Annotated in this window: 11 protein-coding genes and 1 tRNA gene; all 12 read right to left on the bottom strand. The window is 47.1% G+C overall.

What is annotated here, in order from left to right; genetic code table 11:
- On the bottom strand, window positions 1–992 hold a 992-nt coding region (locus ACU52_RS10505; protein ID WP_082335253.1), incomplete at its 3' end, for an OmpA family protein.
- Between the two features lie 20 nt (window positions 993–1012).
- On the bottom strand, window positions 1013–1516 hold the full coding sequence (locus tag ACU52_RS10500) for a hypothetical protein (protein WP_147630845.1): 504 nt from the start codon (window positions 1514–1516) through the stop codon (window positions 1013–1015).
- 114 nt (window positions 1517–1630) lie between these two features.
- Entirely contained in the window at window positions 1631–4948 is a 3318-nt protein-coding gene (locus ACU52_RS10495) for a coiled-coil domain-containing protein (protein WP_147630844.1), read from the bottom strand.
- Window positions 4949–6113: 1165 nt separating this feature from the next.
- Window positions 6114–6917, bottom strand: coding sequence for a gluconate 5-dehydrogenase (locus tag ACU52_RS10490; RefSeq protein WP_021853508.1), 804 nt, complete (start codon window positions 6915–6917; stop codon window positions 6114–6116).
- A gap of 190 nt (window positions 6918–7107) precedes the next feature.
- Complete coding sequence (kduI, locus tag ACU52_RS10485) at window positions 7108–7953, bottom strand: 5-dehydro-4-deoxy-D-glucuronate isomerase (protein ID WP_021853509.1); 846 nt, start codon at window positions 7951–7953, stop codon at window positions 7108–7110.
- A gap of 259 nt (window positions 7954–8212) precedes the next feature.
- A tRNA-Gln gene (locus ACU52_RS10480) sits at window positions 8213–8283 on the bottom strand.
- A 148-nt stretch (window positions 8284–8431) separates the two neighbouring features.
- Entirely contained in the window at window positions 8432–9730 is a 1299-nt protein-coding gene (tyrS, locus tag ACU52_RS10475) for a tyrosine--tRNA ligase (protein WP_021853510.1), read from the bottom strand.
- A 145-nt stretch (window positions 9731–9875) separates the two neighbouring features.
- On the bottom strand, window positions 9876–10118 hold the full coding sequence (gene yidD / locus ACU52_RS14820) for a membrane protein insertion efficiency factor YidD (RefSeq protein ID WP_082335251.1): 243 nt from the start codon (window positions 10116–10118) through the stop codon (window positions 9876–9878).
- Window positions 10115–10525: a ribonuclease P protein component gene (gene rnpA, locus ACU52_RS10470; protein WP_021853512.1), complete on the bottom strand. Its 411-nt coding sequence runs from the start codon at window positions 10523–10525 to the stop codon at window positions 10115–10117. The genes yidD and rnpA overlap by 4 nt, the downstream gene beginning before the upstream one ends.
- An 18-nt stretch (window positions 10526–10543) precedes the next feature.
- A complete protein-coding gene (locus ACU52_RS10465) occupies window positions 10544–11290 on the bottom strand; it encodes a uroporphyrinogen-III synthase (protein WP_053398739.1) in 747 nt (248 codons plus the stop codon).
- Between the two features lie 11 nt (window positions 11291–11301).
- The gene (locus tag ACU52_RS10460; RefSeq protein WP_021853514.1) at window positions 11302–12330 is read right to left on the bottom strand and encodes a DUF4271 domain-containing protein; all 1029 of its coding nucleotides are present in this window, start codon (window positions 12328–12330) and stop codon (window positions 11302–11304) included.
- Between the two features lie 117 nt (window positions 12331–12447).
- Window positions 12448–13707 (bottom strand): methionine adenosyltransferase, encoded by a 1260-nt coding sequence (gene metK / locus ACU52_RS10455; protein WP_053398738.1) that lies wholly within the window; start codon window positions 13705–13707, stop codon window positions 12448–12450.
- Window positions 13708–13746: the final 39 nt, after the last annotated feature.

Here is a 13746-nt window from a genome sequence, read left to right as displayed (position 1 = left end):
GTAAGCATCTTCTTAACAGCCTCCGCACGCTCAGAAGACAGGCGACTGTTTATAGCAGCAGTACCTGTTCCGGCATCGGCGTAGCCTGTTATTTCGACAATTGCATTTTTATGATTGTTTAAATATTTAGAAAGTTCCACTACCTTTTCGCGCTCTGACTCACGGATAACGCTTGAGTTTATCGTGAAGAATACGTCGCGCTTCATGCCCTCGTCCTTTACTTCTTCTACAACGGGCTCGCTTACCGGCTTCTCTTCAACAACAGGCTCTACAATAGTCTGCTCTACAGGCTCCGGAGCCGGGGTAGCCTTCTTCTTGTAGGTCTTGCCCAGACGGATTGTAACGCTGGCAAGAGCGTTGAAGTACCAGTCGGCATTGCCTGCCTTCTTTGAGTTGTACTTGTCAGAGAGGACATTTGCGTTACCCTCGATGCCGAGGCTTACGCGGTCGCTAACGCGGAAGTCGAACGACAGACCGCCACGGCCTACGGGACGAACCTTTGTGCCGCTCCACACGTAGCGCATGTCATAGCCTGCGTTGGCCAGTTCGTTGGCCTCATCGTTACCAAAGCCGATGTTTGCACCGCCGCCGATGAAAGCTGTAACACTGAACAGACGCATTGGGTTGTAACCGCAGATGGCATTAGACAGATTGAACATAAAGTCAATGCCGGGGGCTACATAGTTGTACTTATACGTAGTGTTTACGGCCTTGCCGTCCAGCATGTATCCGTTCCAGCCGCCCTTGCTCTGCCAAGCACCTACAGAAAGACGTGTGGCAAACCACGGGGTAAACTGATATCCGGCACCTAACTGAACCGTAGGAGAAAGCAAGTCGCCAAAAGAGGCCTCGCCCAATGTATACTGGGCACCGCCGTGAACGCTTACAAACCAATGCCTGTTGAACTCGTACTCAGGTTCGCTTTCCTGAGCTGACACGGGATTTCCCATAAACAGGAAACCTGCGGCCAATAATAAACTTAAATAACGCATAGCTAATGGTTTTAATTTTTTCAATTGTTCTTATAATTATTCTCTTGAGCCACCTTGGCAATGGTGAGATACCAGTTGCCGCCAACACGTGTCGGATTAACCGAGCATTTTATCGTGTTAGGACGGTTGTCGCCCTTAGGTTTCTCAAAAAACTCGATCGTGTAACGCACCTCGGTGTCGCTGTCGCTATAGAGGAGAAGTTCATCTATCTTGTAAGACAATACCGGGAATGTGGTAAGAGTCTTGCGTATCTCCTTTGAGCGTTCTTCCGAAAGAGGCATCACCTTGTTGTCCTTAACCTCATACAGCTGGCTCATAGCTCCGTCGATGTCGTTGTTCTTCAAAGTTTCCAAGAACTTCTTTGTCATGTCGAGCAGCATCATGGTGTCCTTGCTTGTACGAACCATCTGCTGGTCCATACGTGGATCTGCCGGCAAGATAGTCTCCTTTTTCTTCTTATCGCCACAAGAAGCCACAATAATCAGGGCCAAGGCCATTACGACATATTTAGCTGATTTAATCATAGAAACTTTATTATTTTTAAAAGGAGCGCCCCTCAATTACAAGGAGCGCTCCCGATTGAAGTTTTATTTTCCTTTCAGATTCCTTTTATTCAAAGTCATCTGTAGCATCACTCCTTAACGTCTTTTTACAGATGCAGGCACCTGACCGCGAGGATAAACAGGTATCTTGACATACTCTGTCAGTTTACCGTATGCATATTCTACTGTTACAGGAACGTAAACATAGAACATTTCCTCTACGTTAGAACCACCATTGTTCTTGAAGACAATGTTGTTGCCGCTCTGGCTCAGTGACAGGTCAACAGCTTTGTTTGTAAGCTCAGAGAGTTTAGAAGCTGTCATAGCGTCAGCATAAGCCAGGTCATTGTTTGCAACAACGCTACCATCGTTAACAGCCAATGTATACTTAGCCTTGTCCAAATGGAACTCAATAGACTTAACGTCATAGTAGTTCCAAAGCTGTACGGCATACTTCTCAAACTCAGTAGGATTGCCGATAGCTGTCTTAGCCACTGCGTATCCGCGGAAGTCTGTTATTGAAACAAGCTTGCCAGCGTCAACTACAGAACCGTTTACGATACCTTCCTCGAAACCGCCCTTAGATACTGCGTCTACACGGATCGGAGCTATGAGGCATACATCATACTTCTTAACGAGAACCTTGTTATGACCATTAATCTTAGCCCATACGCTCATATTAATCTTCTTGTCATGAGTTCTAGCAGGAATGCCCTTTTCGTCAGCCTGTGCAAGCGGGTTGATCAGGTTCCAAGCATCCTCTCTTCTCGGAACAAACAGGTAAGGAGTTGACTCTGTATCATATGAAGTTCCCCAAGACTGTGTTCTACCATTCTCCCATTTCAGACGAGCAGAAACATAACTTCCGTTATTCAACATATAACCGTTGAAATCATCATTGTTTATACCAGCATCATCCAGATTCTTATTAAGAACAGAATATCCACTTATATGTTCCTGTACTACAGAGAACTGCAAATCCCAAGAACCACATTCTGTCATATTCTTGATGAAGAAGTTATTTCCTTTACCCCACTCTGATGTATAACCGAATGCACTTGTAAGGTTGTTGTAATATTTTACCTTATTCTCTGTCTGTGCAGGTGTACCATACTGAACAGGCAGCACATCATAAGTGTTATACTTCTCGAACCAATATGTATCGAAGTAACCGGCGATAGCTGGTAACTCAGGCAGAGTAATTGTAATTGTCCATTCCATCTTCAGGTCAGGATACTGAGCCGGCATTGTAGACTTGAATATTATCTCCTTTTTGAAGACTTTCTTTTGATCCTTCTCATTAGTAACATTACCAATAAAGTCAGGAGACAGAACCCATGTTGCAGCAAGAGCGTCACCGTTCTCATTAGTAGTAGTCTTGAATTCAAGAATATCCTTTACAGTACCTTCATTTGTATTCTTTGCATTCCATTCAATTTTATCAGCAGGATAAATCTTCTCGAATGTAGCCTGATCAAGACCTTCAGCCTGTACCTTTGCATAAACTTTAGTAATCAGCCAATCCCATGTCATTTCAGCCTTAACATCATTACAACCAAGAACGAAGTTATCTGCTTTGTCATCAAGAGTTACGTCATCAAGCATCTTCTGAGACCACTTAATCTTCATATAACGCTCGTCAAGAAGATTATTGTTTACTGTATCGCAAAGCATGATACGAACGATAGGCTCTTTGCCTACGCAAGCCATGTTGTTAGTTACGCCATCAGGAAGTTTTGAAGAAATAACACCCTCAGGAGTTACAGTAGCAAATTTCTGCTGGTCTGTTCCGTTTGAAGCTGCAGTGTTGTAAGTTTTTGAAGGAATAGCAAAACGGAAAGCAATGCCATACTTCTTCAACTCATCTCTTGTAATCTGAGTGTGCTTGTCAGCTCCGTTCAGGTAGCAACCTGTTACGAGCTCAGCAAGATTCTTTGTCTCATTGTAGTAAACCTCTGTAGTAACAAGCTCGTTGTTGTCAACCTTAGAGTTCCAGATGCTTGTGCTGTCAGCATAGTGATGCTGAGCGTCAGAAGCGTTCCAAGCAAGCTTAGCTATTCTCGGTCTGAATGTAGTTTCTACAAGACGAGAGTTCTCAGAATAGATGTCTGTTGTAGTATTATCCTTGTTGAAACGAGGAACCTTCAGAGCAACGATGTAAGTCTTGTTGTTGCCAAGATCAAGAGATCCTGTTGTAGTCTTCTTCAGTTTAACAGTCATAAGACCGTTCTTAAAGCTTTCGATACCGTTGAAAGCAACCGGAGAGTTATCGAGCACGGCTCTTACCTCAGCTGTAGCAGCAACGAAGTCGATATTCTCTGCATCAATATTCTCTTCCTTAACAGAGCTTGGGTTAAGTCTGTAAGTAGCTGTCGTCTGACCGTTGTCAACATAGACAGGTGCAATTTTAAGCTCACCGGTACCGCTTGTTCCAGGAACAACAGGAACATAGCTCAGTACACGGAACTCAACAGCCTCGATACCACCAACATAAAGATCTGGAACGAGAGAAATGCTGTTCAGCAGTTTCTCAACAAAAACAGTAAGAGTATTGATGTTGTCGTTAAGACCACCCTCACCGCTGATAAGGTTGTTCAGGTCGTCAATCTGCTTCTGAAGAGCCTTCTCAAGCTCATCAACGCTTGTTACAGTAGCATAGTCAGACAAAGAATTCTGAAGTTCAGCGATAGCCTCCTCTGCTGCAGAAACTCTCTTTTCGATGTTCTCAATGTCATAAGCCTCAAGCTTGTCGGCAAGATCCTTCAGGTCGTCAGCTGTAGGCAGAGCCTCAATCTGATCCTTCAGTTTGTCGATCTGTCCCTGATAGTCAGCGTCAGCAATCTGCTGCTTAAAATCCTCAAGAGCCTTCTGCTGAGTTTCGAGATCCTTTGCAACAGCCTCTCTTGCGATAGTAGCGATGTCAAGGCTTTCAAGAGCCTCAACTCTACCCTTCAAGTCATTAACTGTCTTCTGAAGTTCCTCGAAGTCACCTGTCATGGCTGTGATTGTAGCCAAAGCTTCCTCAACGCTCTCAAGTCTTCCGTCAAGACCAGTAACAGCTTCGTTTACAGCATCAATTTTTGCGTTCAAAGCAGCCTCCTTAGCAGCGAGGTCACCTTCCAGAGTAGCAACTCTTGCCTCGAGTGCAGTTACAGTAGCCTGATCAGCTTTCTGATCGATGGCAGCCTGGAGCTGAGCCTTGGCATCAGAGATTTGAGTATTAAACTCGCTTCTTACACTGCTCAACTCGTTTGACAGTGTAGTCTGCAAGTCAGCCAACTGATTCTGTAAAGCAGTGATGTCATCTTTGTTCGCATTGATGTCATCCTCATAGTCTTTACAAGAAACGAACATGCTCATTGAAGCGCATAGGAACGCTACAAGAAGCAAAGAACTGAAAATTTTTCTTTTCATTTGATAAACTAATTTAATTAAAAACTATATATATAATTATTTTTGGATTATCTAAAAACCCGCTCTTTCTTACCAAGAGATAGACATATGCCCTGAAACCTTGCTGTTATCGGGATTTTCAGCTCTTTTTGTCAATAGTTATTGTTATTAATGCTTTTTTCAACGTTTTTGAAAAAAAAATCATTAAATCATTTGCAGATATTAGTATTTGTTCATATATTTGCATCGGAATTCTATCTCTTGGTAAGAGATATACAACGAAAAATCCTTATACCTTATTAATTATATAAGGAAGCATATCCAACTTAGTTTCTACATTGTTTTCATGCAGACATATTATCATGTCTCAGCACGTCATGTAGCTATGGCTGCCGGTAAGGAATACTGATGCTGAAAATTATGAAAAATATGCAAAAGTCTGAATATGATTTAAGGCTTAGAATCAGCAATCCGTACATGAAAATAATGCCGCAGCATCTGCCATGCAGGATTATATGTGCAGACTCGCCTGAAAAGTCTATTGTTTAAGGATAAAAAACGGCCCACTTTTGCACAAAAAGTGGCCCAGTTACGGAGCAAAAACGGGCCACTAACAGTCTGAAACAAAACATATATAATTAGCTTAACAAAAAGCAGCGAAACAGACTATAATATCTGTGTCTGAAAGCAAAACAGGATAAAAATGTTACGATTTTCAGCGCGTTTTTATAAACTAAATTATTTCATGGCCTTACGAGTGGTATAAAAATGATTATATACCCCCTATCGGCCATCAACCACACATAGATTTATCTATTTTGTACGTCCATGCGTTCAGCCCTTCTTTTTGTTTCTATTGGCACAAGGAGATAAGCGCTAACAAAGTTAAGCACAGTCTAATTAAACAGCGTTTCTCGATAATCATTGTAGGGACGCACCCTAGGTGCAGTGCTGTCCCTACATTGCACTACTTGGAGTCTCCAATAGCCTTGTTGTTTCTTGTCGCAAGCACTACGTTGGCATTTGACTCTAATTGCTTTAACTCCTTTAACCTCGGCATAGCCAATTATAAAAGTGCCTGCAATAAAGCGAACAAAATCCGACCGAATACTTATGATAAACAAAAAAGGGGACCAACGTTTATGTCAGTCCCCCAAAAACTATTATTTAACTATAAAATCTTTTATCAAGGCTGCTTGCCGATGTAAGCAAGTATACCGCCATCAACGTAAAGGATATGACCGTTTACGAAGTCAGAGGCGTCTGATGCAAGGAACACTGCCGGGCCCATGAGGTCTTCAGGTGTGCCCCAGCGTGCAGCAGGAGTCTTAGACACGATGAAGCTGTCGAACGGATGGCGGCTGCCGTCGGCCTGACGCTCGCGCAGCGGTGCAGTCTGCGGTGTGGCGATGTAGCCCGGACCGATACCGTTGCACTGTATGTTGTGCTCGCCGAACTCTGAGCAGATGTTTCGTGTGAGCATCTTCAGTCCGCCCTTGGCTGCAGCATAGGCAGACACTGTCTCGCGGCCAAGCTCGCTCATCATTGAGCAGACGTTGATAATCTTGCCGTGGCCTTTCTTTATCATGCCAGGAATAACAGCCTTAGACACGATGAAAGGCGCATTGAGGTCGATGTCGACAACCTGACGGAAGTCTTCAACCGACATTTCTGTCATAGGTATGCGCTTGATGATGCCGGCGTTGTTTACGAGGATGTCTATTGTGCCGAGTTCTTTCTCTATGTCGGCCACCATCTGCTTCACCTCGTCTTCTTTTGTAACGTCGCAGATATATCCTTTGGCGTCGATGCCCTTAGCCTTATAGTCGGCCAGAGCCTGGTCCATATGGTGCTGTGAGCGGCAGTTGAACGCAATCTTTGCGCCGGCCTGCGCATAAGCCTCAGCAATGGCAAAGCCTATTCCGTAAGCGGCTCCTGTAACCAGTGCCACTTTTCCTTCAAGTGAAAATCTCTTTGAAAATGTATCCATGGGTGTTTATTCTTTTATAGGGAGTTATAGTAGTTAAAGCAGTTACCGCTCACTGCCGTGAGCTTAGGAGTTAAAGTCAAATGTCTTGTTGCTTATTGTCATTCTGTCTGTGTTCAAACTAAACGGCCTATAAGTGCATTTGGCTTTAACTCCTTTAACAACTCTAACTTCTTTAACTACTGAAATATATTTACTTCAAATCCGTAATCTTAGAGAAGTCCTGATCGCCGTAGTCGAGGTTCTCGCCGCCCATACCCCAGATAAAGGTGTAGTTGTGAGTGGCAGCCGCGCTGTGGATGCTCCATTCGGGAGACAGAACAGCCTGGTCGCCCTTCATCCAGATGTGGCGTGTCTCGTCTATCTCGCCCATGAAGTGGCATACGGCCTGATCCTCGGGCACCTCAAAGTAGAAGTAAGCCTCCATGCGGCGGCTGTGAACGTGAGCCGGCATAGTGTTCCAGACGCTGCCTGTTGCAAGCTCTGTCATACCCATCTGCAGCTGGCATGTGGGCAGAACCTGAGAAACTAGCATCTTGTTGATGTCGCGCTCGTTGCTCATCTCGAGCGAACCCATGTGGGCAACAACGGCATCGGCCTTTGTAACCTTCTTGCAAGGATACTCCTTGTGGGCTGTTGTACTGTTAAAGTAGAACTTAGCCGGCTTCTGCGCGTCCTTGCTGCTGAAGAACACGTCGCGGTCGCCGCGGCCAATATACAGTGCCTCCTTGAATCCGAGAGTGAATGTCTCGTCGCCAACCTTAACGACGCCTTCGCCCTCGCCTACGTTGAAGATACCTATCTCACGGCGTGTTGTGAAGTAGTCGGCCTTCAGCGGGTCGATAGCCTCGAGCTTCAGCTCCTCGTTAACGGGCATTGCACCGCCTACAACCATGCGGTCGTACATTGAGTAAACCATATTTACCTCGTCAGCCGCAAACACTTTCTCGATAAGGAAGTCGCGACGGATTCTCTTGGTGTCATAGTTCTTTGCATCCTCCGGATGCGCTGCATAGCGGATTTCGTAATTTGTTTTCATAAATGTATTTGTTTTTAAACTAATTGTTTTTTGATGAAGACTGTATTCTATACAATGTGAAAGCTGCGCCGCACGCCGGCCTGAAGCTTTCACCACATAATCCGGCCCGCCCCGGCAGGCACAATTCTGAGTCCGACAAAAAAGCCGGTGTGAATGAAGCATACGGGGGCTGCCCTTTAATTGCTTGCAAAGATAACAAAAAAATCGCACCCCTACGTTATGAAAGGTGCGATTATTATATGAATAATATTTAAAAATGTTGTCCAAAGCGGATTCGAACCACTACAAACAGAACCAAAACCTGTTGTGCTACCATTACACCATTGGACAATCACGGGTGCAAAGGTAGTGGTTTTTTACGCCACTACCAAATTTTTTCTTATTTTTTGAATGTAAAAGGCCGCAAGTTTTGCATTTTTATTACGCAAAAGCCCTGTCGGACAGCCTTTTGACATTTCAAGAACGCACTGCCGACAAATTATTTCACAGTTATGAGGAAATAGTTCTTCTTGCCACGTTGAACGAGCAGATACTTGCCGTCGATGAGGTCGTCTGAAGTAATCTCACGGTCGAAAGCGGCCAGTTTCTCCTTGTTGAGCGACACGCCTCCGCCCTGAACGAGCTTGCGCATCTCGCCCTTGCTGGCAAACACGGCAGCCTCTGTGGTGAACAGCTCTACAGCCGGCAGGCCTATCTTATCCTTTGAAACCTCAAACTGGGGCACACCCTCAAAGATGTCGAGGAATGTCTGCTCGTCGAGTTTCAGCAGGCTGTCTTTTGTCGACTTGCCGAACAGTATGTTAGAAGCCTCAACGGCTGCGTCGTAGTCCTCGCGAGAGTGAACCATAACGGTTACTTCTTCAGCCAGGCGGCGCTGCAGCGTGCGGCGTCCCGGATCCTGACGGTGCTCCTCAACGAGGGCGTCGATGGTCTCCTTGTCAAGGCTGGTGAATATCTTGATGTAGCGCTCTGCGTCGTCATCGCTAACGTTGAGCCAGAACTGATAGAACTTGTAAGGCGATGTGCGCTTCGGGTCGAGCCAGATGTTTCCGCTCTCTGTCTTGCCGAACTTCTTGCCGTCGGCCTTGGTTATCAGCGGACATGTCAGCGCGTAAGCCTCAGCCTCGCTGCCGAGCGTGCGGCGTATAAGCTCGGTTCCGGTAGTCATGTTGCCCCACTGGTCGTTGCCGCCCATCTGCAGCTTGCAGCCCTTGTGCTGATAGAGATACAGGAAGTCGTAGCCCTGGAGCAGCTGATAGGTAAACTCGGTAAATGACAGGCCGTCGCGTGCCTCGCCGTTAAGGCGCTGCTGAACGCTCTCCTTTGCCATCATGTAGTTTACGGTGATGTGCTTGCCCACCTCACGCGCGAACTGCAGGAAGCCCATGTCCTTCATCCAGTCGTAGTTGTTTACAAGTTCTGCCCTGTTGGGAGCGTCGCTCTCAAAGTCAAGGAACTTGGCGAGCTGCTTCTTTATGCACTCCTGGTTGTGACGCAGAGTCTCCTCGTCGAGCAGATTGCGCTCAAGGCTCTTGCCTGAAGGGTCGCCTATCATACCTGTTGCACCGCCCACGAGTGCCAGCGGCTTATGTCCGCAGCGCTGCAGGTGACGCAGCATCATCACGCCGCAGAGGTGGCCTATGTGCAGCGAGTCGGCTGTCGGGTCAGTGCCCAGATAAGCAGTAACCTGCTCTTTCTGCAACAGTTCTTCCGTACCCGGCATTATCTGGCTCAGCATGCCACGCCATTTCAATTCTTCTACAAAGTTCTTATTCATCGTATTTTTCTTTATTTTTTGTTCGTTAAACATATAAAAGCCGCACCGGCTTCTTTCAGATGAGCTGCGGCTCAAAGCCTGATGCCGCACGGCACGGCCGCAGGATGCCCATACGCCATAATCCCCGACAGCGGCAGCCTTAAGACTATGGCACGGGGTCGTAGCCGCTTCCGCCCCAAGGGTTGCATCTCAGTATGCGCCATATGGCAAGCGCCAGCCCCTTTATCGGTCCGTGCTTCTTCAAGGCCTGGCGTGCATATTCAGAGCACGTGGGCGTAAACCTGCACGAAGGCGGAGTGAAGGGAGAAATGCAACGCTGATAAAACACGATAGGCAATGACAGCAGCCACACCAATATTCTGGAAATATGGTTAAGAATGCTTCTCATTGCCTCTCTATTTTCTCCGACAGCCGGTGCATAAGGTTTACCACCTTCTTTTCAACCTCGGAGGTTGGCCACAGCTTGTCGTCTATCCAAATCAGAGCAATAAGCAGAGCCGTGCCTTCCTGCTGCTCAAGCTGCTCGTACAGAATGCCTTTGTTGAGCCTGAAAGCCTCGCGCAGCTGCCGCTTCACCCTGTTGCGCTTCACGGCACGCTTGAAGCATTTCTTCGACACGCTCACCAGCACTCTGACGTCAGGCACGCCTGCCTCGGCATCGGTTTTGAGATACACAAGCCTCACAGGGAACGCAGCCATCGAGCGGCTGCCTCCGCGATTGAAGAGCTTGTCTATCTCTGTCTTTCTGCATATCCGCTCTTCTTTCCTGAATGTCAGAACACCGGATGCCGACATAATATTTTATTTGTATCTTTATTTATTCTTCTCCAAAAAGTCTTTCAAGGCACTTGTCATTGAAGGATGCTCCTTTGTAGGTGCCTCGAATTCCACCTTCAGTCCTGCGTCGTGGGCAGCCTTAGCTGTGGCAGGGCCGAATGTGCCGACAATAACATTGTTGTTCTTGCTGTCCTGGAAGGTGCCCTTGAAGGCATTGATTCCCGACGGACTGAAGAAGATGCACATGTCGTAGTCGAATGTCTTTATCTCTTCCTCTGTGAAGTCGTTGCTTACGGTGCGGTACATCACACACTCCGTGTGGTTGAGCTTCTTCGAGTCGAGCAGAGTCTTCACGCTGTCGTCGTGAACGTCGCTCATGGGGATGAGATACTTCTCTGTCTTGTGCTTTATCATCGTGGGCAGCAGGTCGTCTATCTTTCCGGTCTTTCCGAAGAACACCTTGCGCTTGCGATACTGCACATATTTCTGGATATACAGAGCTATAGTCTCAGTTACACAGAAATACTTCATCGTCTCAGGTATTTCAAGCCTCATTTCCTTGGCAAGCTTGAAATAGTTGTCGATCGCATGACGCGACGTGAACACAACAGCCGTATAGTTGAGAATACTTATCTTCTGCTGGCGGAAGTCTTTTGAAGAAAGTCCTTCAACTTTTATGAAAGGACGGAACACCAACTCTACTCCGTATTCTTTTTCCATATCAAAATACGGTGACTTCTCGCTACTTGGTCTGGGCTGTGAGATCAATATCTTTCTTACCATCAGTAAATACCCTAAAAATTTATTTTTAAATAGTCTACAATCATTACCAGAACACCCCACAATGATAGCAAGGGCATAATTTCAAGGGCACAAAAGTACAAAATTATTTGCAAAAAAAAGGTTTTATGCCCGAAAAACACTACATAACTCTTGTAAAGCAGCAGTAATTTCACTAGAACTATAACAAAAGCGACGTAAAAAACTGCGTTTTGTATAGACAAGTCGAAATAAGACTGAAGCATCACGAGAGGGAAAAGAGCCACGCCTTCAAACGACGTGATGAACAAAAACGACTTGAGCCATCTTGTGCTTTTTTTCTTGCCGAAGAACACGCTGTTGACAAACCAGTAAATCAGCATCTTGAGGGCATAATAGCCAACGAAGACGCCAAAGAAGATGGCCACGAGCTGATATTGCGACGAGAGAATGAAAGTGTCGGCAACGCAATCCTGTGTATAGAGGAACGACACTATCGCAAACAGCAAGCACGTCTGCAGCACGAGGAACGACTGGAAACGCAGCTCGTTGGTAGTCTCCGAAAATTCGGTGGTCAGCGTCCTGGGCTCATAAAAGAAATTCTTGGTCTGCCTGAAAAGAAACCTGCGCGACTTGGAAAATGCTATAAGAGCCAGCACAAAGCATCCCAGAAGCAAGGCGGTGATGGTGTTGTCGCCTCTTATGGTGTAGGGCACAGGGTCGCCGGCCACGCCGTAGCGTCCGCCGTCGAGCTCGGGATGATACATCGAGTCGTTTGAGAAGAAGTTCTGCTTGTAGTATTGCGGCAGGCTTATGTCCTTCGCGCTCTTGCCCTTGTCGTGTCCGGGCAGATGGAGCGTGTCGGGACGCGTGCTCAGATGAGTGTTCTCAACATGGAACACCGACTGTATGGCAGAGTCTTGCTGGGCCGGAGTGGCGTCAGCAGGCAACTGCTGCAACACCTCATACGGGTGTTTCACCTTGGCCGGTGTCTCCGCCTTCAGCGGCTCGGCCGGCACTACTTCTTCATGTACGTTCGTCGAATCAGCCTGAAGCTCTGTCATCTTTTATTATCTGCCCTACATTGTTAGTTTATATATAACAAGAGGATGTGTCAAGACACGGCATGCGCACACGCGCAACGCCTATGTGTTCTGACACATCTTCCATGCATATGGACTTTACAGTCTGAATGCTTTCTTTATCTCGTCTACCTTGTCGAGCTTCTCCCATGTGAAGAGTTCCACCTCGATGGTCTTTGTCTCGTGGTAGTGGCTCTCAAAGGTTTTCATCACCTTTTCATACTTGCGGCCCATGTGTCCGTAAGCGGCTGTCTCGCTGTAGATAGGCTGACGCAGCTTGAGGTCGCGCTCTATGGCTCTCGGCCTCAGGTCGAACATCTTCTTGATAACCTCAGCTATCTCGCCGTCCGACTGGCTTACGTGGCTTCTGCCGTAAGTGTTTACATATATGCTGACAGGCTCTGCCTGACCTATGGCGTAGCTTATCTGCACGAGCATCTCGTCGGCAACGCCGGCAGCAACCATATTCTTGGCTATATAGCGTGCGGCATAGGCAGCCGAACGGTCAACCTTGCTCGAGTCTTTGCCCGAGAACGCGCCTCCGCCGTGAGCGCCCTTGCCTCCGTATGTGTCAACGATAATCTTGCGGCCTGTAAGACCAGTGTCACCGTGAGGACCTCCGATAACAAACTTTCCTGTCGGGTTGACAAGATACTTGATGTCGTCGTCAAACAGCGCAAGCACCTTCTCGCTGTGAATCTGCTCCTTGACACGCGGCATGAGGATATTCTTCACGTCTTCCTTTATACGTGCCAGCATGGCATCATCGTCAGAGTCGAACTCGTCGTGCTGTGTAGAAACCACGATAGTGTCTATGCGGCGGGCCTCGCCGTTGTCGTCGTATTCAACCGTAACCTGGCTCTTTGAGTCAGGGCGCAGGTATGTCATCAGCTTGCCTTCCTTGCGTATGTCGGCCAACGTGCGCATTATCATGTGCGCCAGGTCGAGCGACAGCGGCATGTAGTTTTCTGTTTCGTTGCAGGCATATCCGAACATCATGCCCTGGTCGCCGGCCCCCTGCTCGCTTTCGTCCTGACGGTCAACGCCGCGCTTGATGTCCTCGCTCTGCTCATGTATGGCGTTGAGCACACCACAAGAATTCCAGTCGAACTGATATTCCGACTTTGTATATCCTATTCTCTTTATCGTCTTGCGGGCAATGGTCTGCAGGTCGATATACACATCGCTGCGCACCTCGCCGGCAATGACAACCTGTCCTGTGGTCACGAGCGTCTCAACAGCCACGCGGGCCTTGTCGTCGTAAGCCAGGAACTGGTCGAGTATTGCGTCTGAAATCTGATCGGCAACCTTGTCAGGATGCCCTTCTGATACTGATTCTGAAGTGAAGAAATATGCCATTTTATTTACCTTAATTATAAAAGAGTGTGCAAAGTTAAG

This window comes from Xylanibacter rarus (genome assembly GCF_001275135.1).
Classification (GTDB): domain Bacteria; phylum Bacteroidota; class Bacteroidia; order Bacteroidales; family Bacteroidaceae; genus Prevotella; species Prevotella rara.
Note: the sequence above shows the minus strand (reverse complement) of the source record. Positions and strands in the feature narration are given on the sequence as shown.

Coding starts and splice junctions, on each gene's coding strand:
- ACU52_RS10500 (WP_147630845.1), bottom strand. CDS start 1,516: ATGATTAAATCAGCTAAATATGTCGTAATGGCCTTGGCCCTGATTATT.
- ACU52_RS10495 (WP_147630844.1), bottom strand. CDS start 4,948: ATGAAAAGAAAAATTTTCAGTTCTTTGCTTCTTGTAGCGTTCCTATGC.
- ACU52_RS10490 (WP_021853508.1), bottom strand. CDS start 6,917: ATGGATACATTTTCAAAGAGATTTTCACTTGAAGGAAAAGTGGCACTG.
- kduI (WP_021853509.1), bottom strand. CDS start 7,953: ATGAAAACAAATTACGAAATCCGCTATGCAGCGCATCCGGAGGATGCA.
- tyrS (WP_021853510.1), bottom strand. CDS start 9,730: ATGAATAAGAACTTTGTAGAAGAATTGAAATGGCGTGGCATGCTGAGC.
- yidD (WP_082335251.1), bottom strand. CDS start 10,118: ATGAGAAGCATTCTTAACCATATTTCCAGAATATTGGTGTGGCTGCTG.
- rnpA (WP_021853512.1), bottom strand. CDS start 10,525: ATGTCGGCATCCGGTGTTCTGACATTCAGGAAAGAAGAGCGGATATGC.
- ACU52_RS10465 (WP_053398739.1), bottom strand. CDS start 11,290: ATGGTAAGAAAGATATTGATCTCACAGCCCAGACCAAGTAGCGAGAAG.
- ACU52_RS10460 (WP_021853514.1), bottom strand. CDS start 12,330: ATGACAGAGCTTCAGGCTGATTCGACGAACGTACATGAAGAAGTAGTG.
- metK (WP_053398738.1), bottom strand. CDS start 13,707: ATGGCATATTTCTTCACTTCAGAATCAGTATCAGAAGGGCATCCTGAC.